The 26,333-nt window shown below is 63.3% G+C and carries 21 protein-coding genes; 3 read left to right on the forward strand and 18 right to left on the reverse strand.

The window, feature by feature from the left end:
- Positions 1 to 28: 28 nt before the first annotated feature.
- Both ftrA and ACSX1D_RS10310 read left to right on the forward strand, forming a co-directional pair.
- Complete coding sequence (gene ftrA, locus ACSX1D_RS10305; protein WP_439862127.1) at positions 29 to 1,036, forward strand: transcriptional regulator FtrA; 1,008 nt, start codon at positions 29 to 31, stop codon at positions 1,034 to 1,036.
- A gap of 125 nt (positions 1,037 to 1,161) precedes the next feature.
- On the forward strand, positions 1,162 to 2,310 hold the full coding sequence (locus ACSX1D_RS10310) for an acyl-CoA dehydrogenase family protein (RefSeq protein WP_439862128.1): 1,149 nt from the start codon (positions 1,162 to 1,164) through the stop codon (positions 2,308 to 2,310).
- 122 nt (positions 2,311 to 2,432) lie between these two features.
- Here ACSX1D_RS10310 and ACSX1D_RS10315 read toward each other — a convergent pair whose 3' ends face one another.
- The 7 genes from ACSX1D_RS10315 to ACSX1D_RS10345 form a co-directional block, all read right to left on the reverse strand.
- Positions 2,433 to 2,870 (reverse strand): organic hydroperoxide resistance protein, encoded by a 438-nt coding sequence (locus ACSX1D_RS10315; protein WP_439862304.1) that lies wholly within the window; start codon positions 2,868 to 2,870, stop codon positions 2,433 to 2,435.
- A 402-nt stretch (positions 2,871 to 3,272) separates the two neighbouring features.
- Entirely contained in the window at positions 3,273 to 6,503 is a 3,231-nt protein-coding gene (locus ACSX1D_RS10320) for an EAL domain-containing protein (protein WP_439862129.1), read from the reverse strand.
- The gene (locus ACSX1D_RS10325) at positions 6,500 to 6,964 is read right to left on the reverse strand and encodes a response regulator (RefSeq protein WP_439862130.1); all 465 of its coding nucleotides are present in this window, start codon (positions 6,962 to 6,964) and stop codon (positions 6,500 to 6,502) included. The genes ACSX1D_RS10320 and ACSX1D_RS10325 overlap by 4 nt, the downstream gene beginning before the upstream one ends.
- A gap of 6 nt (positions 6,965 to 6,970) precedes the next feature.
- Positions 6,971 to 11,614, reverse strand: a complete 4,644-nt coding sequence (locus ACSX1D_RS10330; RefSeq protein ID WP_439862131.1) for a PAS domain S-box protein — start codon at positions 11,612 to 11,614, stop codon at positions 6,971 to 6,973.
- A gap of 118 nt (positions 11,615 to 11,732) precedes the next feature.
- On the reverse strand, positions 11,733 to 12,263 hold the full coding sequence (locus ACSX1D_RS10335) for a response regulator (RefSeq protein WP_439862132.1): 531 nt from the start codon (positions 12,261 to 12,263) through the stop codon (positions 11,733 to 11,735).
- Positions 12,260 to 13,612 carry an HD domain-containing phosphohydrolase gene (locus ACSX1D_RS10340; RefSeq protein ID WP_439862133.1) on the reverse strand — a complete coding sequence of 451 codons (1,353 nt, stop codon included), beginning with the start codon at positions 13,610 to 13,612 and terminating at the stop codon, positions 12,260 to 12,262. Before ACSX1D_RS10340 ends, ACSX1D_RS10335 begins: the two co-directional genes overlap by 4 nt.
- Positions 13,609 to 14,895, reverse strand: coding sequence for an ATP-binding protein (locus tag ACSX1D_RS10345; protein ID WP_439862134.1), 1,287 nt, complete (start codon positions 14,893 to 14,895; stop codon positions 13,609 to 13,611). Before ACSX1D_RS10345 ends, ACSX1D_RS10340 begins: the two co-directional genes overlap by 4 nt.
- Positions 14,896 to 15,060: 165 nt before the next feature.
- Here ACSX1D_RS10345 and ACSX1D_RS10350 point away from each other — a divergent pair, with 165 nt between their 5' ends.
- Complete coding sequence (locus ACSX1D_RS10350) at positions 15,061 to 15,762, forward strand: DUF6901 family protein (protein ID WP_439862135.1); 702 nt, start codon at positions 15,061 to 15,063, stop codon at positions 15,760 to 15,762.
- Positions 15,763 to 15,794: 32 nt separating this feature from the next.
- On the opposite strand, the gene ACSX1D_RS10355 is transcribed toward ACSX1D_RS10350, so the two are convergent.
- From ACSX1D_RS10355 to ccoN, 11 genes are all read right to left on the reverse strand, one after another.
- On the reverse strand, positions 15,795 to 16,343 hold the full coding sequence (locus tag ACSX1D_RS10355; RefSeq protein WP_439862136.1) for an adenine phosphoribosyltransferase: 549 nt from the start codon (positions 16,341 to 16,343) through the stop codon (positions 15,795 to 15,797).
- A 54-nt stretch (positions 16,344 to 16,397) separates the two neighbouring features.
- Positions 16,398 to 17,132 carry a fumarate/nitrate reduction transcriptional regulator Fnr gene (gene fnr, locus ACSX1D_RS10360; protein WP_439862137.1) on the reverse strand — a complete coding sequence of 245 codons (735 nt, stop codon included), beginning with the start codon at positions 17,130 to 17,132 and terminating at the stop codon, positions 16,398 to 16,400.
- Positions 17,133 to 17,353: 221 nt separating this feature from the next.
- Positions 17,354 to 18,037, reverse strand: coding sequence for a sulfite exporter TauE/SafE family protein (locus ACSX1D_RS10365; protein WP_439862138.1), 684 nt, complete (start codon positions 18,035 to 18,037; stop codon positions 17,354 to 17,356).
- On the reverse strand, positions 18,030 to 18,254 hold the full coding sequence (gene ccoS / locus ACSX1D_RS10370) for a cbb3-type cytochrome oxidase assembly protein CcoS (RefSeq protein WP_439862139.1): 225 nt from the start codon (positions 18,252 to 18,254) through the stop codon (positions 18,030 to 18,032). Before ccoS ends, ACSX1D_RS10365 begins: the two co-directional genes overlap by 8 nt.
- Positions 18,255 to 18,266: 12 nt before the next feature.
- Entirely contained in the window at positions 18,267 to 20,675 is a 2,409-nt protein-coding gene (locus tag ACSX1D_RS10375) for a heavy metal translocating P-type ATPase (RefSeq protein ID WP_439862140.1), read from the reverse strand.
- A 21-nt stretch (positions 20,676 to 20,696) separates the two neighbouring features.
- Complete coding sequence (locus ACSX1D_RS10380) at positions 20,697 to 21,203, reverse strand: FixH family protein (protein ID WP_439862141.1); 507 nt, start codon at positions 21,201 to 21,203, stop codon at positions 20,697 to 20,699.
- An 18-nt stretch (positions 21,204 to 21,221) separates the two neighbouring features.
- Positions 21,222 to 22,634, reverse strand: coding sequence for a cytochrome c oxidase accessory protein CcoG (gene ccoG / locus ACSX1D_RS10385; RefSeq protein ID WP_439862142.1), 1,413 nt, complete (start codon positions 22,632 to 22,634; stop codon positions 21,222 to 21,224).
- A 147-nt stretch (positions 22,635 to 22,781) separates the two neighbouring features.
- Positions 22,782 to 23,768: a cytochrome-c oxidase, cbb3-type subunit III gene (gene ccoP, locus ACSX1D_RS10390; RefSeq protein WP_439862143.1), complete on the reverse strand. Its 987-nt coding sequence runs from the start codon at positions 23,766 to 23,768 to the stop codon at positions 22,782 to 22,784.
- Complete coding sequence (locus ACSX1D_RS10395) at positions 23,765 to 23,965, reverse strand: cbb3-type cytochrome oxidase subunit 3 (protein WP_208706715.1); 201 nt, start codon at positions 23,963 to 23,965, stop codon at positions 23,765 to 23,767. Before ACSX1D_RS10395 ends, ccoP begins: the two co-directional genes overlap by 4 nt.
- Before the next feature lie 6 nt (positions 23,966 to 23,971).
- Complete coding sequence (gene ccoO, locus ACSX1D_RS10400) at positions 23,972 to 24,580, reverse strand: cytochrome-c oxidase, cbb3-type subunit II (protein ID WP_439862144.1); 609 nt, start codon at positions 24,578 to 24,580, stop codon at positions 23,972 to 23,974.
- Complete coding sequence (gene ccoN / locus ACSX1D_RS10405; protein WP_439862145.1) at positions 24,580 to 26,022, reverse strand: cytochrome-c oxidase, cbb3-type subunit I; 1,443 nt, start codon at positions 26,020 to 26,022, stop codon at positions 24,580 to 24,582. Before ccoN ends, ccoO begins: the two co-directional genes overlap by 1 nt.
- Positions 26,023 to 26,333: the final 311 nt, after the last annotated feature.

Consider the following 26,333-nt stretch of genomic DNA (forward strand, 5'->3'; position numbering starts at 1 on the left):
TCGGACAGTGATCGGAAGTTTTCCGCCAATGCGCAACGACCCCGGCCTGGTGGCCATCCTCGCCTACGATGGCCTGTGCACCTTCGAATTCGGCATCGCCGTGGAGATATTCGGGCTGCCGCGGCCGGAGTTCGATTTTCCCTGGTATCGCCACCGTATCGTCGGCCTGGAGGCCGGCCCCATGCGCGCCATGGGCGGCATCCAGGTGCTGGCGGATGCCGGCCTGGAAGCCCTGACCGAGGCGCGCACCATCGTCATTCCCGGCTGGCGCGATCGCGCCGAGTTGCCGCCGGTGGAGCTGCTTCAGGCGCTGCGCGAGGCCCACGGGCGCGGTGCCCGGTTGCTGTCGATCTGCTCAGGGGTGTTCGTGTTGGCCGCCAGCGGTCTGCTGGATGACCGCAGTGCCACGACCCATTGGCGCTATACCGAGGAGCTGGCGCAGCGCTACCCACGGATCGAGGTGGACCCCCAGGTGCTCTATGTCGATGCCGGGCAATTGATCACTTCGGCCGGCAGCGCGGCGGGCATCGACGCCTGCCTGCACCTGGTGGCGCGCGATTTTGGCAGCCAGGTGGCCAACCGTGTGGCTCAGCGCCTGGTAATGGCGCCCCAGCGCTCCGGTGGGCAGGCGCAGTTCATTCCCGCACCGGTCGCAAGACTCGCGCGCCACGATCTGTCCGGGCTGCTCGACTGGGCACGGCAGCGCCTGGAGGCGCCACTGGCGGTAAGCGAGTTGGCGCAGCGCGCGGCGATGAGCGAGCGCACCTTCCTGCGCCGTTTTCGTCAGGCCACCGGGCTGACGCCCAAGGCCTGGTTGCAACACGAGCGGATGATCCGTGCCCGGGCCTTGCTGGAGGGTGGCAGGCAGAGCATCGAGTGGATTGCCGAGCAATGCGGCTTTCGCACGGTGGAGAGCTTCCGCAGCGCCTTCCGCAGCAGTGTGGGCCTGTCGCCGAGTGCCTACCGTGAACGCTTCGGCTCGAGTCAGGAGGCTGCCTTGCTAGCCTTGGATACCGCGGCGCTTGGCGACGCGTGAAGGTGCATCGGCCGTGCGTTGGTCGGCGACCGGACGAATCGCCCGCCGTTATGGCCGATATCCTGGCTTGATAACCAAGCAAGCGCTCGGTTAGGTTGCGAGGGTGCCTGTCCACGGAGCCGACCATGCCTGCCTTTCCCGATTACTTCGATCCGTCCCATCAGCTGATCCGCGACTCGGTGCGACGCTTCGTCGAGCGCGAGATACTGTCCCACGTAGACGACTGGGAGGAGGCCGAGGCGTTTCCCCGTGAGCTTTATCTCAAGGCCGGCGCGGCCGGTATTCTGGGCATTGGCTATCCGGAGCGCTTCGGCGGCAGCCACGAGGGCGACATCTTCGCCAAGGTGGCAGCCAGCGAAGAGCTGATGCGCTGTGGCTCCGGCGGCCTGGTGGCGGGGCTGGGCTCATTGGATATCGGCCTGCCGCCGCTGCTCAAGTGGGCCCAGCCGGCGCTGCGCGAGCGGGTGGTGCCCCAGGTGCTGGCTGGGGAAAAGATCATGGCGTTGGCGGTGAGCGAGCCATCCGGCGGCTCCGACGTGGCCAATCTCAAGACCCGCGCGGTGCGCGATGGCGACTGTTACCGGGTCAGCGGCAGCAAGACCTTTATTACCAGCGGCGTGCGTGCCGACTACTACACGGTGGCGGTGCGCACCGGCGGCGATGGCTTCGGCGGGATCAGCCTGTTGCTGATCGAGAAAGGCACAGCCGGCTTCAGCGTGGGGCGCAAGCTGAAGAAAATGGGCTGGTGGGCCTCGGATACTGCCGAGCTGTTCTTCGACGACTGCAGGGTTCCTTTGGGCAATCTGATCGGCGCGGAGAACGCCGGCTTCGCCTGCATCATGGCCAACTTCCAGGGCGAGCGGCTGGCGCTGGCGATCATGGCCAACATGACCGCGCAGCTCGCGCTGGAACAGTCCCTGAGCTGGGCAAGGTCGCGCGAGGCCTTCGGCAAGCCGATTGGCAGGTTTCAGGTACTCAAGCACCGTCTGGCGGAGATGGCCACCCAGCTGGAAGTGTCCCGCGAGTTCACCTATCGCCAGGCGGCGAAAATGGCGGCGGGGCAGAGCGTCATCAAGGAAATCTCGATGGCCAAGAACTTCGCCACCGACATCGCCGATCGCGTGACCCATGATGCCGTGCAGATGCTGGGGGGCATGGGCTACATGCGTGAGAGTCTGGTCGAGCGGCTGTACCGCGATAGTCGCATCCTCTCCATCGGCGGCGGCACACGGGAGATCATGAACGAGATCATTGCCAAGCAGATGGGGCTCTAGCCGCAGTTTGTCGTGAGCGAAGGTTGTTCGGCGGACGGCGAGGCGCTGGCGATATGCGTCGGCGCGGGGCAAGGGCGGATGCCTTGGATAGGTGGGGGCTCGCGGACGAGAGCCCCACGGCGTTACCTGGTGCAGTCGACCAGGGTCAGGGTGACATCGATGTTGCCGCGGGTGGCATTGGAGTAGGGGCAGACGATGTGCGCGCGTTCGATCAGCGTGCGTGCCTGCGCGCGATCCAGACCCGGCAGGCTGATGCGCAGTTCGACTTCGATGCCAAAGCCGTTGGGAATCGCGCCGATGCCGACCACCCCTTCGATGGATGCGTCGGCGGGGATCGCCGGCTTGTCGCGGGCGGCGACGAACTTCATTGCGCCGATGAAGCAGGCCGAGTAGCCGGCGGCGAACAGTTGCTCCGGATTGGTGCCTGTACCGCCGGCACCGCCGAGTTCCTTCGGTGTACTCAGGGCGACGTCGAGCACGCCGTCGGAAGAGATGGCGCGGCCATCCCGGCCGCCGGTGGCTTCTGCATAGGCGCGGTAAGCAATGGTTTCAATCGATATGTGGTTGTTCCTCTGTGCTGTGGTAGGCGGATCTACTGGTTGAAGCGGGTTCTGCTGCGGTGTGGCGAATAACCTTTGCGCTCACTCCGCCCCCACGGATACAAGCCTTTGACGCCCTGCATGCGCGGTTGACCTCTGGCGAGGCTTGCCAGGACTGACGGTGCGTAGTGGCTAGCTTCCGCTGTCATGATCTTCGTGGGGAGGCTTCTGGCTCTCCGGTTGCCAGGACGGATGTGGAATAGAGGGCGAAGCAAAGCTGATTGTCCAGCTGCAACTCGGCGCAGGTTTCTGGCGAGGCCATGCTGCACTCCGGTAGCGAGGGATATGGACAGCAATTTATCGAGCTAAAGGACGTGATGCCAAGCGATCTCCTGATGACAATGCACCGGTGCGCCGGTTGTTTTAGGACGGTTGCTCGTCCGGAGGTGCCACGCTGTGCTCCTTATCCTGGCCGAGCCTGTGGTGCTGAAACGCCTGGGTTACGGTGGCGCGAAGCTGCTCGTCATCCCAGGGCTTGGTGAGGAACTTGTAGATGGCGCCCTGGTTGATCGCGTCGGTGACCGACTTCAGGTCGGTATAGCCGGACAGGACGATGCGGATGGTATGCGGATAGAGATCTTTTACCCGACTCAGGAACTCGGTGCCGTTCATTTCCGGCATGCGCTGGTCCGAGAGGATCACCTGCACATCGTGCTTGGCCAGTAGGCCAAAGGCGTCCTGGGCGCGATTGGCGGTCAGAATGCGGTAACCATCGCGGCGCAGGACGCGGGTCAGGGCACGCAGGATGTTTTCTTCGTCATCGAGCAGCAGCAGGGTTTGCTCGTTGCTATCCTCCGCGGCCAAGGGCAAGCGCCCCGGCACTCCGTCTCGCTGCGCTCGGAGAAACTCCTCCAGCAGTGGCAGCGGCATGGGTTTGGCGAAGTAGAAGCCTTGGAACTGGTTGCAGTGGTTTTTCTTCAGGAAGGCGTACTGGGGTTCGGTCTCCACACCCTCGGCGACCACCTTGAGCTTAAGGTGGTGGGCCATGGAAATGATGCCCAGAGAGATCGCCGCATCTGTGCTGTCGCTGATGACTTCCTGGACGAAGGAACGGTCAATCTTGATCTTGTCGATCGGCAGACGCTTGAGGTAGTTCAGGCTTGAGAAGCCTGTGCCGAAGTCGTCGATCGCCAGGCTCACGCCGAGATCCTTCAGGGCGTGGAGGACAAAGATCGCCCGCTCGGCGTTGTCCAGCAGGACGGACTCGGTGAGCTCCAGTTCCAGCAACTCGGGTGGCAGGCCGGTCTCCTCCAGCACGGCGCGTACGGTGTCGACGAAGCCAGAGCGCTGGAACTGGATAGGCGAGATGTTCACCGCCATCACGCAGCCGCTCCAGCCCTTATCGAGCAGGGCGCGAGCCTGCCTGCAGGCGGTACTGAGCACCCACTCACTGAGCGGAATGATCTGCCCGGTGTCTTCGGCCACCGGCACGAACTGAGCAGGGGAGATGAAGCCAAGTTCACTGTGCTGCCAGCGCAGCAAGGCCTCATAGCCCACGACACGGCCGCTTCGACCATCGATCTGTGGTTGGTAATACAGTTGAAAGGCTTCGGCCTCGATGGCCTTCTGCAGCTCGTTGCGCAGGGTGACCCGCTCGTTGACCCGCTGGTTGAGGTCCTGGGTGTACCACTGGTAGTTGTTGCGGCCCTGCTGCTTGGCCTTGTACATCGCCAGGTCCGCCTGCTGGATCAGTTCGGTCGGCGGCTCTGTGGTGCCATCGCTCAGTGTGATGCCCAGGCTGGCGGTTATGTGCATCTCGATGCCGCCCACCTTGTACGGCTGGGCAATGCTGGCGATGATCCGGTCGGCGACCAGCAGCGCATCCTCCTCGCGGGCCAGGTCCGGCAGGATGACGATGAACTCGTCGCCGCCCAGCCGCGCCACGGTGTCGCCGGGGCGAACCTGCTGGTTCATGCGCCTTGCCACCTCGACCAGAATCTGGTCGCCGGCGCTGTGGCCCATGCTGTCGTTGACCGGCTTGAAGCCGTCCAGGTCGATAAACATCACCGCCAGGCTGCGCTGGTAGCGCAGGCTGATCTGGCAGCCCTGGGTCAGGCGATCCTCCAGCAAGGAGCGGTTGGGCAGGCCTGTGAGCACGTCATGGCTGGCGTTGTAGGCCAGTTGTGCCTCGAAGTTCTTCTGCTCGGAAATATCGTTCTGGATGCCGATAAAGTGAGTGATATTGCCCTGTTCATCCGGAACCGGCGCTATGTACAACGCGTTCCAGAACGGCGTGCCGTCCTTGCGGAAGTTGCGCAGCACCACATGGGTTTCACGGATTTCCTTGAGACCCAGGCGGATCTCATCGATGCCAGGTTGATCTCGCTCGCTGCCTTGCAGGAAGCGGCAGTTCCGGCCGAGCACCTCGTCTGCGCTATAGCCGGTGATGCGCTCGAACGCCGGGTTGGCATAGATGATCGGAAGGTCACTGGCTTGGGCATCGCAGATCAACGCCCCGTTGTAGGTGGCTTCCAGGCTGCGCCGCAGTACCCGTAGCTGCTTTTCCGACTCGATTCGCGCGCCGATGTCACGCAGCGTCAGCAGACGCATTTGCTGACCGTCCCATTCGGATTGCGAGCACTGCACTTCGGCGTCCAGGGCCTTGCCGCCTGCCAGCGGCACGCGGATTTCGCGGAGCTGGCCCGATGTCACCGGGAGATCGAGATGCTGGTCTTGCAGGTGGGCGAAATTTTCTCCGAGGAGTTCTTCGGCGGCCGGATTGGCATAGCGCACCCTGTTGCCAGAGTCCACCACCAGCATGGCGTCGCGGCTATCGGTCAGCAGTTGGCGAAATGCTCGATCCTTGCGTTGGGCCTGCTCTCGCGAACGGACCTGCTCGGTAACATCCTTCACCAGTGCCAGGTAGGCCGGTAGGCCGTTGAAGTCGATTTCGCTCCAGGTTACTTCCACCAGTATCTGTCTGCCGCCCTTGAGGCTATGGGCCCAGGGTCTGTCTTCGGCCAGCGGTGAGGCCTCTATGAGCTGCCCAGAGGCGGTGAGCAGGCGACTGCGCTCTTCCGCAGGGCGTATGTCCAGCACGGTCATGCCGGCAAACTCCTCCTGCGAATAACCATAGACATCGAGCATCTTCTGATTGACCGCCAGAAACGCCAGACTTTCCCGGTGGAACACGTACATGGGCTGTGGGTTGGCATCGAACAGCAGGCGATAACGTGACTGGCTGTCGCTGAGCGCGCTGCGCGATTGGGCCCGGCTCAAGGCATAGCGAATGCTGCGGGCCAGGCTACGGCCATCGAACTGGCCCTTGACCAGATAATCCGAGGCGCCCATGTCGATGGCATAGGCATCGAGCTCATCATCGCCCTGGCCAGTGAGGAGAATGAATGGTGTCTGCACGTTCTCGGCCTGGGCCGCGGCAATCAGGTCCAGGCCGCTCTCTGCGCCGAGGCGGTAGTCGACCAGGTAGAGGTCGTGCTCATTACGGCGGATTGCGTCCAGGGCACCGTCATAGTGGCTGACCCAATCCAGTTGGAAGTGCAATTGCTTGGCATCGCCGAGCAGGTCGCGGGTGATCAGGTAGTCGTCCTCATCATCCTCGATCAGTAACAGGCGCAGGGAGCGTTGATTAGTCATCGGTTCTGATGCACCACCGGCAGTTCGGCGAGTTCGAGCCAATAGCGGCCCAGGGTCTGGGCAACGTCACGCAGACCCGAATAGCTGGAGGGCTTGGTGAGATAGGCGTTGGCGCCACTTTCGTAGCTTTCCAGAACATCCTCCCTGCTGCTGGAGGTGCTCAATACCACGATCGGTATGCTGTGCAGCCTTTGGTCCGACTTGATCTCCGCGAGGGCCTCGCGACCGTCCTTGCGCGGCATGTTCAGGTCGAGCAGGAGAAAGCCTGGCAGGGGGTACTTCTGCGCGTCCTCATAGGGTGGGCGATGATGAAGGTAATCCATCAGTTGTTCGCCGTCGTGAACGAAGTGCACCTGATTGTTCACACTGCACTCGCGCAGCGCCTCGGTGAGGAGCAGGCAATCATCCTGGTCGTCGTCGGCGATCAGGATGTGGATTGGGTGCGAGGTCTTTTGGGGCATAAGTGTTTATTCGGTTGACGCAAAGGTGATGCGGAACGTAGTGCCGCGACCGGGCTTGCTGCTGGCGGTGACTGTGGCGCGATGGTGTTCGACGATCTTCTTCACGATCGCCAGGCCGATCCCTGTGCCTGCATAGGCCTGTCGGTCATGCAGGCGCTGGAATGGGTTGAAAATCCGGTCCAGATACTTCTCGTCGAAACCGATTCCTTGGTCTTCCACGCAGAGGGTCCACTCGTTTACATCCGATGCTTCGGAATATATACGAATTTTTGGAGGCTGGCCGGGAGCGTGAAACTTGGCGGCATTGCTCAGCAGATTCTGCAGCAACTGACGAATGTGGGTGGGCTCGCCCACCAGGTCGGGCAGCGGTTCGCGTTCGACCTGGGCGCCGGCGCTGCTCAGGGTCACCTCCATGTCCTGCAGCACTTCATCGAGGATGCTGTCGACATCGAGCCGGACGAAAGGCTGGGCCCTTGAGGTTACCCGCGAATAGCTCAGCAGGTCCTTGATCAGCGCCTGCATGCGCCCGGCGGCTGAGCTCATGCGGTGCAGGTAGTCCAGACACTCTGGCTCGAGATTGGCCGCCCGCGCCTCCAGGCGCTCGGAGAACGCCTGAATCTTGCGCAGCGGTTCCTGCAGGTCATGGGAGGCGACAAAGGCGAATTCCTGTAGCTCGCTGTTGCTGCGTTCGAGCTCCTTTAGCGTGGTCTTGAGCTTCTTCTCGGCGGCCTTGCGCGCGTTGATGTTGCGGCCGGCGAAGTAGATGAGCTGATCGTCGCCCAGGGCAGCGCTGAACTGCAGATAATGCCGCTCGCCCTGCAAGTCCTGCACGCGCACTTCCTGATTCTGCAGCGGTTCGCCGCGAGTCACCTGGCGCAGTGATTGCAAAGCCGTTTCGCGATCCTCGGTAACTATCACCTCCAGGCAGGAATGCCCGATCAGGCTCTCTTCCGGATAGCCGAGCATTGCGACGAAGGCCGGGTTCAGTTGGATGATCCGCCCCTGCTGGTCGAGCATGCAGTGCAACTCAGGCGACAGGTGAAAGAATTGGTCGCGTTCGCGCATGGCTTTTTCCGCCAGGGCCTGGGCGCTGATATCGCGGAACGCCATCACCCAACCGGTGATGCTGGCGCCATCGATCAGCGGCGCGCAGTCGTAGCGCATATGCGCGGCGCTATTGCCTTTGCCCGGGAGCATGAATTCGCCGTGCCGGGCTGCACTGGGAGCGCTCGCGTCGCTCAGTACGTTCGGCTCGATGGGCAGCAGGTTGGTGAGCGCTTGTCCGCGCAGGTCAGCGTTGGTGCGGCCCAGCAAGGTAGCCGCCGTAGGATTGGCATAGGTGAGTAGTCCGCGGGCGTCGAAGGCCAGAAGGCCTTCGCCGATGCTGTCGGTAATGGTCGCGGTAAAGTTCAGCTGCTCTTTCAGGCGATGTTCGCCCGCTATGATCTCGCCCATCAGCCGCTTGTTCTCGAGCGCGACAACGGCCATCTGGGCGAACTGCTCGGCGATGGCCAGGTCGTCGGTATCGAACTCGCCATGGTACTTGTCCGACAACTGGATAAAGCCTAGCTGCTGGCCGCTGGCACTCTGCAGCGACACCGCCAGAAGCCCATGAAGCGGCGGGTGAGCCAGGGACTCAGCTGGTCGTTCGGTCCACCTGGGGTCGGTCTGCAGCTGGGCCGAAGTGAGCTTGAGGGCGTGAGCGAACTCGATGAAGTCGCGGCCCTGGATGACGTATCCGGGCATGATCGGCCGGTCGGCCCAGTCGGCGTACTTGGATGAGACGGCAAGGATGGTCTGCGCTGGCGATACGGTGTCCGCGCACAGGTTGAACAGCGCCTGATGAACGCCGATCAGGCTGCGCAGTCGTTCACAGAGCAGGTCAAGCAGCTTCGGATTGTCGAACATGCCGTTGATCTGTACGGCAATATCGCTGAGCCCGCGCAGCAGCATGCCGCGGCGTTGGGAATGCAGCAAAGCCGTGCGCAGGTCACGCTCCAGCTGATTGCGCGCGCCGACGTCCTTGGCCACGGCGAATACGCCGACAATCTGCTCATCCACCCGGATCGGCAGGTAGGTGCATTCCAGCTCCAGCGGAAGACCGCTAGGGGTGCGAAACTTGGCCTCGAAACGTTGGGCCTCGCCGTTGCGCGCGGTGCGGAAATGCTCGTTCACCCGACTCGCATCGTCGGGCTGCAGAAAGGTTGCGGCAGGTGTGCCCAGCAAGTTCGCTTCCTGCGTGCCAAATAGCTGGCAACCGGCGTCGTTTACGCTCTCGATCTTGCCTTGGCGATTGATCGAGAAGACCGCGCTCGGTGTGAAGTCGTATAGCGAGCGAAACCTCTGCTCGCTGCGTTCCAGGCTCTTGCGGTCTGCCGACCGTTCGCAGGCGATGGTGGCAAGTTGCGCTGCCGTCGAGATCAGCTGCAGGTGTTGGTCATCGGGCGCCATGGGCTGGCGGTGGTACAGCGCCAGGCTGCCGAAGACCTGGCCGTTGTCGCCGATCAGCGGAATGGACCAGCAGGCGCGCAAGCCGTGGCCGAGGGCGAGTTCGCGGTAGTCCTGCCAGAGCGGGTCGCTGGCGATGTCCTCGACCACTACCATCTGCTTGCGAAACATCGCCGTACCGCAGGAGCCGCAGGCGGGGCCCACTGCAACGCCAGCAGTGCCCTGCAGGTAGCTCGCCGGCAGGCTCGGGGCGATATTCATGACCAGCTGGCCGCTATCCGGGTCGAAGCGTTGGACCGAGCAAAGGGCCGTCGGGTCGCGGCTTTCGCTCATGCGGCAGATGGTGTCGAAAATCTCGGGCAGTGGCTGGTTGGTGGAGATCATGCCGAGGATATCGCGCTGGTCCTCCAGGTAGGCCTCTGCCTGTACCAGATGAGTGATGTCGTGGCCCACGCAGAAGAAACTGTCCGCGCTTGTCGACCAGCTGTGGGACCAGTCGATATAGACGATATGGCCATCCTTGTGCCGGTACCTGTTGCGAACGCGGTGAATATTCTCGTCTTCCAGTGAATCGGCGGTGTGCTGCCTGGACAGCGGGCGATCCTCTGGTAGCACCAAGTCCAGGTAGTTCCGGCCAATCAACTCTTCGCGCGTGTAGCCCAGCAGGGGGAACCAGGCGGGGTTGACCTCGGTGAAGTAACCCTGGGCATCGTGCGAGCAGAGCAGATCGGTGGAGTGCTGCATGATGCGCTGGTTGAGGTTCTGTAAGGATTCCTGGCGCTTCAAGCTGTCGTTCAGCGCCTGGTTGGTTTGACGCAGGCGCTGGTTGTGCTCGCGGGCCAGGCTCGCCAGGCGCAGGCTATACATCAGAAAGAAGCTGATGCACAGGCCGAATGGAACGATCAACAGTGTCTGCAGCTGGCTAAGCGACAGGCTGCGTTTCGGGTTGCTCAGGAAAGTCTGCAACTGCCATTGCACGCCCGAGGGCAAGGTGACGATGCGCGAACCGAGCATCGTTGGGGGCGCTGCGTCGGGAGTGGGCAGAAATGGCGCTCGCCCGTGCTCGGCAACGTGGAAACTCAGCTCGTTGGTGCCTGCGTTTAGCAGGGAGCCGAGTTGCAGTTCGGCGATCAGCAGCGAATTGGCTTGTCCCTTGACCTGCAGGGGGCTGGCTAGGAATACGGTGGTGCCGAGGGATACCAATTGTGCGGACCTGACACCCAGCCGAGTTCTGTGCAGCCAGGCACGGTGTTCGGGGTTGGCCAGCAGGGTCGTCAGTTGGTTGAGGGCCTTCAGGTTCCGTTCGAATAGCCAGTGCGGTTGCAGCTTACTGTCGAGGACCCCGAGCAGCGCCAGATAAGGGAAGTCACGCAGGTAACGACGCCCCTCTCTATTCAGCTCGGCGGTACCCGGTGACCATGCAGGCTCCTCCCAGCGGTCGGCAAAGCGCTGCAGCATGGCGCCGTAGTCTTCGAACTCATGGTTGAGGCTGAGTTGCAGGTCATTGAGCGCCTGGTCGCTTTTTTGGTGGAGATCTCGAAGGAGTTCGGCGCTGAGTAGAAACCACATGAGGCAGGTGAGCAGGATGCCGAGGCTGCCGGCGATCAGGCTGCGACGATCCAGCAGCTGCCTGCGCTCTTTGGGGAGCAGGGGAAGCAGTAACAGGCTTATACCCAGCGCCAGACTCAGCAGGCAATAGAGACTGTTGGTGTCCGGCTTGGGGCCTAACCGCAGCTCGCTAAGATCCGGCAACAAGTCGGAGAGCTGCGCGGCGATAGCCAGCAGGGCGGTGAGCAGGCCAGCCGCACGACCGAACCAGCGGCCAGACCGGCTAGCGCCGATGATCTGTGGGAGCGCGAGCGCTGCCAGCGCGAAAACCAGCCCCAAGGGCGTCTGCCCGATCAGCGCGGCCGAGGGTGCATTGGTGGGCGATGCCAGCAGCGAGTGCGAGTAACTGTAGAGGATGAATGCGAGCACCAGGCCCGATGCCGCCAGGACTGCGCGAAAACGGCCTTGGGCGGCTGCGAGCAGGCCTAATCCTAATAGCGCCAGGGGCAGGGCGCGGTCTGGCAACAGCACAAGGCTATAGATATTGAACTGCTGCTGGCTCACATAATCCAGGACACCGCCGGCCCCGAGGACCAAGAGGGCGATGGCCAGGGTGTGCAGGAAAGTCTGGATGAATACATGGCGCGTGTGCATGAGCGTTACGTCCGAGAGCCAGTGGCTGGGGCAGCCGCGTAATGCCCACACTGATCGCCTGGCGGATAAGCCGTGCTGATCTGCTGGGAGGTAGCGCCCATCGCCGGATGGGGCCCGATCAGAGATCCTGGTCGTCGATGATTATCGAACCGTCGGCGTCGCGCACGACCCGGGTCAGGCCCGGGTTCTCCGTCTCCAATCGCCACAGTTCCTGTCGCTGCAGGTCGAGGGAACTCTGCTGCTGGCGTACCTGTTCCAACAGGCGTTGGTTTTCCTCGCGCAGCAGGTGGAGGTCGATGGCGCTGCGCAGCGCCACCTCGACCTCGAAGTCCTCCCACGGCTTGGAAATGAAGCGGAAGACCTCCGCCTCGTTGATCGCCTGCATCATCGATTGGCGGTCGCCGTAACCGGTCAGCATCAGGCGTACGGCGTGGGGCTGGCGCTGCTTGGCGAACTTCAGGTAGGTGATGCCATCCAGGTTCGGCATCTTGAAGTCGGAAACGATCACCGCGTAGTCATGCTCGGTGAGGGCATCCAGTGCCTCGTATACATCGCTGAACGGGTGCAATTCCCAGCCTTGCGGATTGAGCAGGCGTTGCAGTGATTTGAGAATCTGCGGTTCATCGTCCACCAGCTGGATCTTGATCATTGAACGGCTTCCTTAGGCGTGGCGCTGGCATCGGGCGCTGGGCGGACGAACAGGGTGTAGCGCGCGCCTTCGCTTTCCTCGAAGGCGATGAGCTTGCTGATCAACGGGCGCGTGAGTTGCTTGCCTTCGTTGAGCAGGAGGGTGCCGTTTTCCGAATTGAGGTTGCGCGCCAAGGTCATGCCGGGCTCCAGGCGCCTGGTGTCGAGTATCAGGATGCTGGGGTCGGCCAGAACCAGATCGGGCGCCAGCTCGGTGCACAGGCGAATGAACTCCTCGCATAGCTGGGGATCGTAGAGCTTGCCGCTGTACTTCTGGATCAGCAACAGCGCGTCATCGCGACTCAGGCGGCGCTCCAGCATCAGGCCGCACTGCAGCTCGATGAAGTCCACGGCCAGTTTGATCAGGCGCGAGCCGAAGGGGATGTCCTTGCCCTTGAGGCGATCGGGAAAGCCGCCGCCGTCCCAGCGCTCCTGATGATGGCGAATCAGCTTGGCGGCGTCCTGCAGTGGCTCGAGGCTCATCAGCAGGCTTTCGCCGAGGGCGGGATACTGCCGATAGCGCTCGCGCTCGTTCTTGTAGAGCAGGTCGGCGGGGCTGTTGAGCAGGCTGTCACTCCAGGTCAGCTTGCCGACATTGTAGAGTGCCGCGGCCATGGTCAGGTCGCGGCTGAGCACTTCGCCCAGGGAATACTGCTCGGCGTAGGCGCGGACTAGGGCGATGACCTGGCAGTTTGACTGTTTGTCTCGGGGGATGCGCTGGGTCACCAGGCTGGAGAAGACCTCGGTGGCTGTCACGTAGCTGCGCTTGAGCTCCTCGTAGGCCATGTCCAGCATGTCGGCGGTCTGCTGCAGCTCCGCGGTGCGGTTCTTGACCCGCTGTTCGAGGCTGGCATTGAGTTCCTGCAGGTGCTGGTTCTGCTCGTGGGTCAGCCGTTCCAGGCGCTCGCGCTCGCGCTCGGAGTGCTGGAAGGCCAGCGCCTGACGAATGATCAGGCGCAGCTCATCGTCGTCCCAGGGCTTGCTGATATAGCGGTAGATCTGCCCCTCATTGATCGCCTTGATCGTGGTGGCGATGTCGGCGTGGCCGGTCAGCAGGATGCGCTGGCAGCCTGGCCAGCGCTTCTGAATTTCGGTCAGCAGGGTGGCGCCATCCATGCCTGGCATGCGCGCGTCGGATATCACCAGGTCGACGGGGTGCTGGGCGAGTATCTCCAGCGCCTGTTCGCCGCCGTTGGCGAGCAGCACTTCGTAGGGTTCCTGGCGCAGCAGGCGGCGCAGGCTCTTGAGGATATTTTCCTCGTCATCGACGAGGAGCAGGGTGGCACTGCGCGGCGGTAGTGGGTCGGTCATAGGCTTGGATTACCAGAACTGCCTGCTTCGGGTTGGCGGATGGGGAGCCAGATGCGGAATCGAGTACCCTGGCCCGGCTCGCTGCTGACCTCGATGCGCCCGTTGTGTTTTTGCAGGATGTTATAGGACAGCGACAAGCCCAGGCCAGTGCCTTTGCCCACCGGCTTGGTGGTGAAGAACGGCTCGTAGATGCGGTTGAGCAGGTGGGGCTCGATGCCCTTGCCGGTGTCCTCCACCTCCAGCCAGATCCAGTCGCCTTCTTGCTGGCTGCGCAAGGTGATACGCCCGAACTGTTCAATGGCGTGGGCGGCGTTGACCAGCAGGTTCATTAGCACCTGATTGATCTGCGAGGGGATGCATTCGACCTGCGGCAACTCGCCGTATTCCTTGACGATGTCCGCCTTGTACTTCAGCTCGTTGTTGACCACGTTGAGCGTGGTATCCAGGCCACGGTGCAGGTCGGCGAACTGGAATTCGTCTTCCTCGATATGGGAGAAATCCTTGAGTGCGGTGATGATCTTCTTGACCCTGTCGATGCCATCTTCCGACTCGGTGATCAAGGCCTCGATATCGCTGCGGATGTAGTCGTATTCCAGGCTGCGCTTGAGCTGACGCAGTTCGTCGAGACTTGTTGCGCCATCGACCGCGTCGCTGATACGCAACAAGTCCTGGACGTAGCCGGCGAGGGTCTTGAGGTTGGAAAAGACGTAGCCAATCGGGTTATTGATCTCGTGGGCTACGCCAGCGGCGAGCTGACCGATGGCGGCGAGCTTCTCCGATTGCAGGAGTTGCGCGTTGGCTTTTTCCAGTTTTTTGATCAAGCGCTCTTGCTCGATTTGTTTGCCGCTCAGCGCCTCCAGGGCCGCATCCAGTTGTTTGTTGGTGCGCGCAAATTCGGTTGTGTCGTAAAGCAGCAGGCCAAAACACAGTTGTTCGTCCATGTCGCGGAACGGGAACAGCAACGTGCTCTGCAGCATGAGCACCCCTGGTTCCCTGGCAGGCTTGTACGGCAGCTTGATCAGGTAGGGGTTGTCGCGCCACTGGGTATAGGCGTGCTGTCCATGGTCCCGAGCCTGCGTCACCATCTGGTCCAGGTGAGGCGTATTGGCCTCGGGGAATACGCTGGTCAGCGCCTGATTGATCCCTTGCTCGAGTTGCTTGCCGCTACACTGGCTGATAAATGCATTCCAGTACTGAATACGCAGCTTCGAATCGAGGATAATCACCCCGATCCCGATATGTTCGACCAGAGCGCTGGCGAGGTACCGTTGCCTGCCGTCCATCGCAGACTCCCGATCTTGGTTGGGTTGTTGTCGATTGATCACTGATTGTTATCTGGGTATCGGTAGGGAGGTGTCGACTTGACGTACAATTGGCGCCTGGATTATGGCGTCTCGATTGGGCGACTACCATATCTTTTTCATGCTCCCCGACGATCAGGTTAGACCATGGATTTAGACGCCGCGGATGACTCCGTCATCCACTACCAGTTCCGCTTTGCCGATGGCCGCACCTGGTCTCACCAGGTTGTCCTGCGACCCGATAACAGTCAGGCCCAGGTCGAGCAGGCGCCTGCGTGGACGAAGCTGGAATTCCATCAGTGCAAACATTGCCCGCTGCGGCCTGAGGAGTCGCCGCACTGTCCATTCGCGCAGGCGTTGGTCGCTCCCGTCGAGCTGCTGGCCCAGTCGCCGTCCTATGAGCGGGTCGAGGTCGAAGTGCATTGGCGCGGTCGGGAAATTCGCCAACGCACCAGCCTGCAGCGCGCCCTGGGTTCGCTGCTCGGAGCCTTGGGGGCGACCTCGGGATGCCCGCATACGCGCATCCTCAAGGCGATGGCCTGGTTCCATCAGCCGTTCAGCGGCACGGACGAAACGCTGTATCGCGTATTCGGTACCTACCTGCTCGGTCAGTACCTGCGGCAGCAGCGTGGGTTGGGCGCGGATTGGTCGATGAACCAGTTGCGTGAGGTATATCGCAAGCTACGCCAGGTCAACCTGGGCATGACCGAACGGCTGCGGGCCGCCGCCGTCGAGGACTCGGGGCCCAACGGGATGATCCTGCTGGACCTGCTGGCGGCCGACACCCTGTATTCGCTGGACCAGTACGATGGCGAGCTGGATCGCTTCTTCGCAGCCTATTTCGAGTAGCCATCGAGGGCCCGCAACAGGCCCCACATGCCTCAGCGCTCGTTCAGGGCGAACGCGGTCAAGGTAAAGGTCGGGATACCCATATCCTGCAGTTTCTGCGAACCGCCCAGCTCCGGCAGGTCGATGATCGCGGCCGCCTCATGGATTCTGGCGCCCATCCTGCGCACTAGTTGTGCGGCGGCCAGCAGGGTGCCGCCGGTGGCGATCAGGTCATCGAATATCAGGATGTTGTCGCCCTCGCACAGGCTGTCGGCCTGTACCTCCAGAAAGGCTTCGCCGTACTCGGTCTTGTAGGCCTCGCGTAGCACTTCGCCCGGCAGCTTGCCGTGCTTGCGAAACAGGATCAGCGGTTTGTTGAGCTCGTAGGCCATGATCGAGCCGATCAGGAAGCCACGGGCATCCATGGCCGCGATATGGCTGAAGTCGGCTTCGACATAGCGCTGGATGAAGCTGTCGGCGACCATGCGCAAGGCGCGTGGCGACTGGAACAGCGGGGTGATGTCGCGGAAAGTGACTCCGGGCTTGGGGAAGTCGGCGACCGGGCGGATCAGGGTCTTGATGCTGAACTCGTCGAAGATCATCGTGGCACTCCTGTAGCGTTGAATGGCAGCCTGACTTGAAGTGTAAATGGCCACTCAGCCGTCGAGATTACCGCCGGCTAGGGCGCACAGTTCGACGGGGTCGAGAATATGCACTTCCTTGCCGTCGGCTTCGAGCAGTCTATTGCGCTGGAAGCGAGTGAATACCCGGGAAACGGTCTCCACCGCCAGGCCCAGGTAGTTGCCAATCTCGTTGCGCGACATGGCCAGGCGGAACTGCTGGGCGGAAAAGCCCCGGGCGCGAAAGCGCGCTGACAGATTGACCAGGAAGGAGGCGATGCGTTCGTCCGCCGTCTTCTTCGACAGCAGGAGCATCATCTGCTGATCTTCGCGAATCTCCCGGCTCATCACCCGCATCAACTGGCGCCTGAGTTGGGGCAGCTGGGCGGCCAGTTCATCGAGACGCTCGAAGGGAATCTCGCAGACCGAGGTGGTTTCCAGTGCCTGGGCGGAAACCGGGAAGCTTCCGGTGTCCATACCGGACAGGCCGACCAGCTCACTGGGCAGATGAAAGCCGGTTATCTGCTCCTCGCCGCCATTGCTCAGACTGAAGGTCTTGAGGGCGCCGGAGCGTACGGCGAACACCGAGTCGAAGGCATCGCCCTGGCGAAACAGGAACTCGCCCTTCTTCAGAGGTCGCCCGCGCTTGACGATCTCATCCAGTGCGTCGAGGTCTTCCAGGTCCAGCGACAGAGGCAGGCAGAGAGGCGCCAGACTGCAGTCCTTGCAGTGAGCCTGATGAGCTGCACGGGGTGTGGCAGATTGCGACATCGAGGTTGTCCCTGATTAAACACATACTCTATATGAGGGTAACGCAGCGGGCGGCGATTCAGCCAGCCGATGGTAGCGGGTTCTGGCCTGCCAGTTGAGGGATTGGCGTGCGGCGCCTCCCAAGGAGCATAGCCAGGCGCAGGCAGTTCGCAGAGCCTTTCCGACACTGGAGTGGAGCCGCAATCGAAGCGCTGTCGTGGTGGGCAAGGCGGCGATCCGGCTCAGTGTCCCATCAGCCAGTGCTGGTGCGGGCCGGGCAGGGTCCAGAGGCCGAAGAGGATCACCAGCACGCCGCCTGCTGCGCGCACACCTTGCTTGCGCAGCAGGGCAGTGACGCGCTCCGCTGCCATGCCGGTGGCCAGCAGCACCGGCAGGGTGCCGAGGCCGAAGGTCAGCATCAGCACCGCACTGTCCAGGGCGTTGCCCTGACTCGAAGCCCACAGCAGGGTGCTATAGACCAGCCCGCAGGGCAGCCAGCCCCACAGCGCCCCCAACATCAGGGCCTTGGCCGTGCTGTCGACCGGCATGAAGCGCCGGGTCAGTGGCTGTACATGACGCCACAGGCCCCGACCCAGGGCTTCGATGCGGGTCAATCCGCTCCACCAGCCCCCGAGGTACAGGCCCATGGCGATCAGCAGCAGCGCCGCCAGCACGCGCAGGGCGATGGCTGCCGGGCTGCTGGCCAGTGCCCAGCCGGCCAGGCCAAGCAGCAGGCCGGCGACCGAATAGCTGAGAATGCGGCCGAGGTTGTAGCTCAGCAGCAGGCGAAATCGCTGCGCCCGCCGTTCCGCCGGAATGGCCAGGGTCAATGCGCCCATCAGGCCGCCACACATGCCCAGGCAATGACCGCCGCCGAGCAGGCCGAGGATCAGGGCCGAGAGCAGCAGGGGCGCCAGTTCAAGCATCGGGTTTATCCGCCGGGTCCTGCCTGGCCTCCGCCGTCTGTTCGCCTGCTTCCTGCGCGCCGGCCTGGTGTTTCGGGTCCTCGTCGTCGAACAGGATGCTGTGTGCCGGGCCGTCGAGGTCGTCGTACTGGCCGCTGTCGACCGCCCAGAAGAACAGCCAGATGGCGAACGCCACCAGCAGCAGGGCGACAGGGATGAGGATGTACAGCGCGGACATGAAAGCTCCAGCCTACGGGGTGGGCGTGCGGGTGAGACGCAAGGCGTTGAGCACCACCAGCAGCGAGCTCAACGACATGCCGAGGGCCGCCCAGATCGGGGTGATCCAGCCCAGGGCGGCGAACGGCAGCACCAGGCCATTGTACAGGCTGGCCCAGGCCAGGTTCTCGATGATGACCCGGCGGGTGCGCCGGGCCAGGGCGAAGGCCTGCACCAGGCTGGTCAGGCGATTGGACAACAGCACGGCGTCGGCGCTGGTCTTGGCCAGGTCGGTGGCGCTGCCCATGGCGATGCTGATGTCGGCGCCGGCCAGCACCGGCACGTCGTTGACCCCGTCGCCGAGCATCAGCACGCGGCGACCCTGCTGATGCAACCGCTTCAGTTCGGCCAGCTTGGCGTCTGGCGTCAGGCCGCCTCTGGCCTGTTCGATGCCCAGTTGCCGCGCCACTTCGCCGACCATTGGCGAGCTGTCGCCGGACAGCAGCAACACCTGCCAGCCTTGGGCGCGGCAGGCCGCGATGAGTGCCGGGGCGTCGTCGCGCAGGCGGTCGTCGAGTACCAGCCAGGCCAATGGCCCCTGGTCATCGCCGAGCAGCAGCCATTGCCCCTGTTGGCCGGGAATGGCTGGCGCGCTCTGGCCGCTCAGGGCGCTGACGAAATCCGGCTGGCCGATGCGCAGCTGGCGACCGCCAACCCAGCCCTGCAGGCCCTGGCCGGGAACGCTGTCGACCCGTTCGGCGGCCTGCGGGGCGCGGCCGAAGGCGCGGGCGATGGGGTGTTCGGAGCGGTTTTCCAGGGCGGCAGCCAGGGCCAGGCAGGCGTCGCCGTCCAGCGTGCCGAGCGGATGGATGGCGCTGAGGGTCAGGCGGCCTTCGGTTAGGGTGCCGGTCTTGTCGAAGATCACCGTGTCGATCTGCTTCAGGCCTTCGAGCACATGGCCACGGGTGAGCAGCAGGCCGAGCCTGTGCAGGCTGCCGGTGGCCGTGGTCAGGGCCGTCGGGGTGGCCAGGGCCAGGGCGCAGGGGCAGGTGGCGACCAGCAGCGCCAGCACCACCCAGAAGGCGCGCGACGGGTCGATCTGCCACCAGGCCAGGCCAACGACCGCGGAGACGACCAGGACGATCAGCAGGAACCACTGCGCCACCCGATCGGCGACCTCGGCCAGGCGCGGCTTCTCGCTCTGGGCGCGTTCCAGCAGGCGGACGATGGCCGACAGGCGGGTGGCGTCGCCGAGCGCCTCGACCTCGACGGTCAGCGGCCCTTCGACATTGAGGGTGCCGGCGGTGACGCTGTCGCCCTCGCGCCGCGGCTGTGGCAGGTACTCGCCGGTCAGCAGCGACTCGTCGACGCTGGACTGGCCGCTGACGATGGTGCCATCGGCCGGCAGCAGGGCGCCGGGCGGCACCAGGACCCGCTCGCCGGTGCGCAGTTCGCTGAGCAGGATGCGCTGGCCATGACCCTCGGCGTCCAGGCGCAGGCACGAGGCCGGCAGCAGGTTGACCAGTTGTGCGGTGGCCGCCGCCGTGCGTTCGCGGGCGCGTCGCTCCAGGTAGCGGCCGGCCAGCAGGAACAGGGCGAACATGCCCACTGCATCGAAATACAGCTCGCCCTGGCCGGTCACCGTCGACCAGATGCCGGCGACATAGGCGCCGCCAATGGCCAGGGATACCGAGACATCCATGGTCAGGTGGCGAGTGCGCAGGTCGCGCAGGGCGCCGCGAAAAAACTGGCCGCAGCAATAGAAGACGATCGGCGTGGTGAGGAACAGGCTGACCCAGCGCAGGATCTTGTCCAGCTCCGGGCTCAGGTCGATGTTGAACTCGGGCCAGGTGGCCATGGATGCCATCATCACCTGCATCCACAGCAGGCCGGCGACCCCCAGTTGGCGCATGGCCCGGCGGTTGTCGCGGGTCAGCTGGGCGGTGGCCGCGTCGGCTTGCCAGGGATGCCCGGCATAACCGATCTTGCGCAGCTCCTTGAGCAGCGCGCTGAGCGGCAGCTGGCTATCGGCCCAGCGCACCTGCAGGCGCTGATTGGACAGGTTGAGGTGCGCCTCGGCGACGGCGGGCAGGGCGCGCAGGTGCTTTTCGATCAGCCAGCCGCAGGCTGCGCAACTGATGCCCTCAATCAGCAGGCAGGTCTCACTGAGTTCGCCCTGATGCTCGACGAAGGGCGCCTGCACCTCGGCGCGGTCGTACAGCGCCAGCTCATCCGGCAGGGCCTGGGGCAGCGCCTGGGGATTGGCGGCCGTCTCGCTGCGGTGCTTGTAGTAGTGCTCCAGGCCACCGGCGACTATGGCCTCGGCCACCGCCTGGCAGCCGGGACAGCACAGCTCGCGGGCTTCGCCCAGTACCTGGGCATGGAAGCGGCTGCCTGCCGGTACCGGCAGGCCGCAGTGGAAGCAGGGGATCGGGTTCGCCATCGAAGAGGGACGGGCCTGTTGTCAGCGTGCGTCGCCGAGACGAATGGTCTTGCCGGTTTCCAGGGTCTCTTCCTCGAACAGGCGCCACTCCCGGCCGCCCTCCTGACCGAGCAGCTCGACGAAGCGTCGGCCCTGCACCACGTCCTGCATCTGCCCGGTGTACAGGCCTTCGCCTTGCGGCTGCAGGACGATGCGGCGGTCGCGCTCGGGCTGGGTCGGCGAGATCAGGTTGAGCACCAGTTGCGCCGGACCGCTGTTGCCCTGCAGCTGCAGCGAGGCGATGCCGGCGTCCTCGTCGATCTCGAGGTGGGCGCTCAGCTGCAGGCGCTGGGCGAACTGCTCACGCTCCAAGGACTGATTGATGCCCTTGCCGACGTCGTAGTAATCGTCGGAAATGAGGCCCGGGGGATTCTGCGTGGCGATGGTCAGCAGGGCGACCCCCTGGATCACCGAGTAGCCCAGCAGGGCAAGGATGAACCAGGGCCAGAAATGCTTGTACCAGGGTTTGGCCGGGGTTTGTTCGGACATGGGTGGTTTGCTCATGGGTCAGCGGACGCTCGGGCCAATGAAGCGGCTGTCGGCGTCATTGTGAATGCTTGGCTCGTCGGCGGACTGGATGCGGAAGCGGATCTCGTTGGCGCTGGACGGCAGTTTCTCTGGCTCGATTGACAGCTCGATCGGCAGCGACAGTACTTCGCCGGCCAGCGCCTTGACCTCGCGCTTGCCTTCGTAGACCAGTCCGTCGAGACCGTCGGCCTCGATCAGGTAGGTCATGTCGCGCTGGGACTTGTTCATGATCTTCAGGGTGTAGACGTTCTCGATGCGCCCGGCCTCGTTCTCGCGGTACAGCACGCGATCCTTGATCACGTCCAGCTCCACCAGCGGGCGGCTGGCCACGGCCCAGGCGAACAGGCCGATCATCGCCAGCAGGGCGACGGCGTAGCCGATCAGGCGCGGTCGCGCCAGGTTGGTCTGCTGACCGGACAGGTTGTGTTCGGTGGTGTAGCTGATCAGCCCCTTGGGGTAGTTCATCTTGTCCATGATGCTGTCGCAGGCATCGATGCAGGCGGCGCAGCCGATGCATTCGATCTGCAGGCCGTCACGGATGTCGATGCCGGTGGGGCAGACCTGCACGCACATCTTGCAGTCGATGCAGTCGCCGAGGCCCTCGGCCTGGTAATCGGCGTCCTTCTTGCGCGGGCCGCGGTGTTCGCCGCGCCGCGGGTCGTAGGAGACGATCAGGGTGTCCTGGTCGAACATCACGCTCTGGAAGCGTGCATAGGGGCACATGTAGATGCACACCTGTTCGCGCAGCCAGCCGGCATTGCCGTAGGTGGCGAGGGTGAAGAAGCCGACCCAGAACACCGCCCAGCCGCCGGCCTGCAGAGTCAGCAGGTCGGGAATCAGCTCGCGGATCGGCGAGAAGTAGCCGACGAAGGTCAGCGCGGTAGCCACGGAGACCGCGACCCAGATGCCGTGCTTGGCCGCCTTGCGCAGCAGCTTCTGGCCGCTGATGGGCGCCTTGTCCAGTTTCATGCGCTGGTTGCGATCCCCTTCGGTGATCTTTTCCGCCCACATGAACACCCAGGTGAACACGCTCTGCGGGCAGGTGTAGCCACACCAGACCCGGCCGGCGAACACGGTGATGAAGAACAGGCCGAAGGCGGCGATGATCAGCAACGCCGAGAGCAGGACGAAATCCTGTGGCCAGTAGGTGGCACCGAAGATGTGGAACTTGCGCGCCGGCAGGTCCCACCAGACGGCCTGGCGACCGTCCCAGCTGAGCCAGACGGTGCCGAAATAGAGGATGAACAGCAGGGCGCCACCGAGCATGCGCAGGTTGCGGAAGAGGCCGGTGAAGGCGCGGGTGTAGATTTTCTCGCGACTGGCGTACAGGTCGACGGATTCGACCTTGGCCGGGGCGGGGGTGACGTCTTTGAGCGGAATCTGCGAACTCATCGGTTGCTACCACAGCGGTGGATTGGCGGCCCCGGCCGGCTGTAGCCAGCCGGGGTCATTTCACTCATACGCCATGGTACGCCTGACAAGGCCCTGCTTGGGTGCGACGGGGCGTCGCGCTCGCTACAGGGCCTGCAGGGATCGGCTTTACTGCTGCGCAGGCTTCTGCGAGAGGCTGTACACATAGGCCGCCAGCAGGTGGACCTTGTCGTTGCCGAGGAAGTCCGCCTGGGCCGGCATGCGGCCATTGCGGCCGTAACGCAGGGTCTGCTGCACCTGGCCGAAGCTGGAGCCGTAGAGCCAGGTCTTGTCGGTCAGGTTCGGCGCGCCCATGGCCTGCTGGCCTTTGCCTTCGGCGCCGTGGCAGACCGCGCAATTGGCAGCAAAGATTTCCTTGCCGGCAACCGGGTCGGCCTCAATGCCCTCCGGGGTCTTCAGCCCGGACAGGCTGCGCACATAGGCCGTGACGTGCTTGATGCCGTCCTCGCCGAGGCTGTCCTTCCACGCGGGCATCGCCGCCTGACGACCTTCCATGATGGTGGTCTTGATGGTTTCCGGCTCACCACCGTACAGCCAGTCGCTGTCGGTCAGGTTGGGGAAGCCGTAGGCACCCTTGGCGTCGGAACCGTGGCAGACCGAGCAGTTGGAGGCGAACAGGCGGCCGCCCATTTTCAGGGCCTGCTCATCCTGGGCGACCTGCTCGATGGGCATGGCCGCGTACTTGGCGAAGATCGGCCCGTACTGGGCGTCGGCCTTGGCCATTTCCTTTTCCCACTGGTGCACGCCGGTCCAGCCTGCATTGCGCTCGCCGTCGGCGATCTGCACGTTGGCGGCGAACGGGGTCTTGGCCTCGTTGTCGAGGTAGTCGTAACCCGGCAGCAGGCCCTTCCAGTTGCCCAGGCCCGGGTAGAGCACCAGGTAGCCGAGGGCGAAGATGATGGTGGCCACGAACAGCATGAACCACCACTTGGGCATCGGGTTGTCGAACTCCTCGACGCCGTCGAACACATGCCCGACGGTTTCTTCGGTGCTCTCCTGGCGCTGGCCCTTGCGGGTGCCGAAGATCAGCCAGGTCAGGGCGAAGATGGTGCCGAGTACGAGAATTGTTACGTACCAACTCCAGAACGTGGTCATTGGTTATTGCTCCTGGAAGATTGCTCGTCACGTTCGTCGGGTTTCGGGTCATCGGCAAAAGGCAGGTTGGCGGCTTCGTCGAAACTCGACTTGCGCTTGCTGCTGTAGGCCCAGAGCACCACGCCGATGAAGGCGATGAACACCACTGCTGTGCCTATGCCGCGGATGGTCCCGATGTCCGTGAGAAAAGAAGGCATCGTGAGTTACCGCTTGCTGCTGATCGAGGTGCCGAGAACCTGCAGGTACGCGACCAGCGCGTCCATTTCGGTCTTGCCCTTCACCGCATCCTTGGCGCCGGCGATGTCTTCGTCGGTGTAGGGGATGCCGAAGCCACGCATGACTTCCATCTTCTTGGCAGTGTCCTTGCCGTCGAGCTTGTGCTCGACCAGCCAGGGGTAGGACGGCATCTTCGACTCAGGCACGACGTTGCGCGGGTTGTACAGGTGCGCGCGGTGCCATTCGTCGGAGTAGCGGCCGCCGACCCGGGCCAGGTCCGGACCGGTACGTTTGGAACCCCACAGGAAGGGGTGGTCCCAGACGCTCTCACCGGCCACCGAGTAGTGGCCGTAGCGCTCGGTCTCGGCGCGGAACGGACGGATCATCTGCGAGTGGCAGCCGACGCAGCCGTTGGAGATGTACACATCGCGACCTTCCAGCTGCAGCGCGGTGTAGGGCTTGAGGCCCTCGACCGGCTCGTTGGTGACGTCCTGGAAAAACAGCGGGACGATCTGGGTCAGGCCACCGATGCTGACGGCGATGACCATCAGCAGCGCCATCAGACCGATATTCTTCTCGATGATTTCGTGTTTCATCAGTGAGCTACTCCGGCGGGAATCTGCGCAGCCGCTTCGTATTCAGCCGGCTTGGCGGCACGCACGGTGCGGTAGGTGTTGTAGGCCATCAACAGCATGCCGGTGACGAAGAAGGCGCCGCCGATCATGCGAACCACGTAGCCCGGATGGCTGGCTTCCAGGGCTTCGACGAAGGAATAGGTGAGGGTGCCGTCTTCGTTGACTGCACGCCACATCAGGCCCTGGGTGATGCCGTTGACCCACATCGAGGCGATGTACAGCACGGTGCCGATGGTGGCCAGCCAGAAGTGCGCGTTGATCAGGGCGATGCTGTGCATCTGCTCGCGACCGTAGACCTTCGGAATCAGGTGATACAGCGAGCCGATGGAGATCATCGCCACCCAGCCGAGGGCGCCGGCGTGTACGTGGCCGATGGTCCAGTCGGTGTAGTGGGACAGCGCGTTGACGGTCTTGATCGCCATCATCGGGCCTTCGAAGGTGGACATGCCGTAGAACGCCAGGGACACCACCAAAAAGCGCAGGATCGGGTCGGTGCGCAGCTTATGCCAGGCGCCGGACAGGCTCATCATGCCGTTGATCATGCCGCCCCAGCTCGGTGCCAGGAGGATGATCGACATGGCCATGCCGAGGGACTGGGCCCAGTCCGGCAGGGCGGTGTAGTGCAGGTGGTGCGGGCCGGCCCAGATGTACAGGGTGATCAGCGCCCAGAAGTGCACGATGGACAGGCGATAGGAGTAGATCGGACGCTCGGCCTGCTTCGGCACGAAGTAGTACATCATCCCCAGGAAGCCGGTGGTCAGGAAGAAGCCCACGGCGTTGTGGCCGTACCACCACTGGATCATCGCGTCGGTCGCACCCGAGTACATCGAGTAGGACTTGAACAGGCTGACCGGCATTTCCATGCTGTTGACGATGTGCAGCATCGCGGTCACCAGGATGAACGCGCCGAAGAACCAGTTGCCGACATAGATGTGCTTGGTCTTGCGCTTGATGATGGTGCCGAAGAACACCGCCACGTAGCACAGCCACACCACACCCAGGAGGATGTCGATTGGCCACTCGAGCTCGGCGTACTCCTTGGAACTGGTGTAACCCATCGGCAGGGTGATGATCGCCAGCACGATCACGGCTTGCCAGCCCCAGAAAGTGAATGCGGCCAGACCGTCGGAGACCAGACGCGCCTGGCAGGTACGCTGCACCACGTAGTAAGACGTGGCGAACAGGGCGCAACCGCCGAAGGCGAAGATCACCGCGTTGGTGTGCAGGGGACGCAGACGGCCGAAGCTCGTCCATTCCATGCCCAGGTTGAGTTCCGGCCACACGAGTTGTGCGGCAATGAACACGCCTAGACCCATGCCGATGACCCCCCAGATCACCGTCATAACGGCGAACTGGCGGACCACCTTGTAGTTATAAGCAGTCTGACTGATTGCTGTGCTCATGCTGGGGTTCCACGGTTAATGGAGTTTTTAGGGGACAAAAATCGGCGGCAAGTATGGAGAAAGCAGGTGGCCATTGCAACGACGCAAACCTTTGAGAAATGGGCATTTCGGGCTTTTGAGCGGCAATCTGATACCGTCTGCCGGTGCCTTGCTTGGGCTTTTGGCGCCTATCAAGGCAAGGCGCCTGGAAGGGGGTCGCCTAGGCCCATGGCTGCTGGCGACCGGTGCAAGGTTAGTTCAGGGTGGAGCCTTGGCGAGTCCATCTGTCGCGCGGTGCGACACAGCGTCGCATTGGTGGTTTTGTCGCGCAG

This window comes from Pseudomonas sp. MBLB4136 (assembly GCF_051904765.1).
Taxonomy (GTDB): Bacteria; Pseudomonadota; Gammaproteobacteria; order Pseudomonadales; family Pseudomonadaceae; genus Aquipseudomonas.

Excerpts from the sequence above, each read along its gene's own strand:
- ACSX1D_RS10395 (WP_208706715.1), bottom strand. The coding sequence starts at position 23,965 with ATGCCTTCTTTTCTCACGGACATCGGGACCATCCGCGGCATAGGCACA.
- ccoG (WP_439862142.1), bottom strand. The coding sequence starts at position 22,634 with ATGAGTTCGCAGATTCCGCTCAAAGACGTCACCCCCGCCCCGGCCAAG.
- ccoO (WP_439862144.1), bottom strand. The coding sequence starts at position 24,580 with ATGAAACACGAAATCATCGAGAAGAATATCGGTCTGATGGCGCTGCTG.
- ACSX1D_RS10330 (WP_439862131.1), bottom strand. The coding sequence starts at position 11,614 with ATGCACACGCGCCATGTATTCATCCAGACTTTCCTGCACACCCTGGCC.
- ccoN (WP_439862145.1), bottom strand. The coding sequence starts at position 26,022 with ATGAGCACAGCAATCAGTCAGACTGCTTATAACTACAAGGTGGTCCGC.
- ACSX1D_RS10345 (WP_439862134.1), bottom strand. The coding sequence starts at position 14,895 with ATGGACGGCAGGCAACGGTACCTCGCCAGCGCTCTGGTCGAACATATC.
- ACSX1D_RS10325 (WP_439862130.1), bottom strand. The coding sequence starts at position 6,964 with ATGCCCCAAAAGACCTCGCACCCAATCCACATCCTGATCGCCGACGAC.
- fnr (WP_439862137.1), bottom strand. The coding sequence starts at position 17,132 with ATGTCGCAATCTGCCACACCCCGTGCAGCTCATCAGGCTCACTGCAAG.
- ACSX1D_RS10310 (WP_439862128.1), top strand. The coding sequence starts at position 1,162 with ATGCCTGCCTTTCCCGATTACTTCGATCCGTCCCATCAGCTGATCCGC.
- ccoS (WP_439862139.1), bottom strand. The coding sequence starts at position 18,254 with ATGTCCGCGCTGTACATCCTCATCCCTGTCGCCCTGCTGCTGGTGGCG.
- ccoP (WP_439862143.1), bottom strand. The coding sequence starts at position 23,768 with ATGACCACGTTCTGGAGTTGGTACGTAACAATTCTCGTACTCGGCACC.
- ACSX1D_RS10350 (WP_439862135.1), top strand. The coding sequence starts at position 15,061 with ATGGATTTAGACGCCGCGGATGACTCCGTCATCCACTACCAGTTCCGC.
- ACSX1D_RS10355 (WP_439862136.1), bottom strand. The coding sequence starts at position 16,343 with ATGATCTTCGACGAGTTCAGCATCAAGACCCTGATCCGCCCGGTCGCC.
- ACSX1D_RS10375 (WP_439862140.1), bottom strand. The coding sequence starts at position 20,675 with ATGGCGAACCCGATCCCCTGCTTCCACTGCGGCCTGCCGGTACCGGCA.
- ftrA (WP_439862127.1), top strand. The coding sequence starts at position 29 with ATGCGCAACGACCCCGGCCTGGTGGCCATCCTCGCCTACGATGGCCTG.
- ACSX1D_RS10320 (WP_439862129.1), bottom strand. The coding sequence starts at position 6,503 with ATGACTAATCAACGCTCCCTGCGCCTGTTACTGATCGAGGATGATGAG.
- ACSX1D_RS10335 (WP_439862132.1), bottom strand. The coding sequence starts at position 12,263 with ATGATCAAGATCCAGCTGGTGGACGATGAACCGCAGATTCTCAAATCA.
- ACSX1D_RS10380 (WP_439862141.1), bottom strand. The coding sequence starts at position 21,203 with ATGTCCGAACAAACCCCGGCCAAACCCTGGTACAAGCATTTCTGGCCC.
- ACSX1D_RS10340 (WP_439862133.1), bottom strand. The coding sequence starts at position 13,612 with ATGACCGACCCACTACCGCCGCGCAGTGCCACCCTGCTCCTCGTCGAT.
- ACSX1D_RS10365 (WP_439862138.1), bottom strand. The coding sequence starts at position 18,037 with ATGCTTGAACTGGCGCCCCTGCTGCTCTCGGCCCTGATCCTCGGCCTG.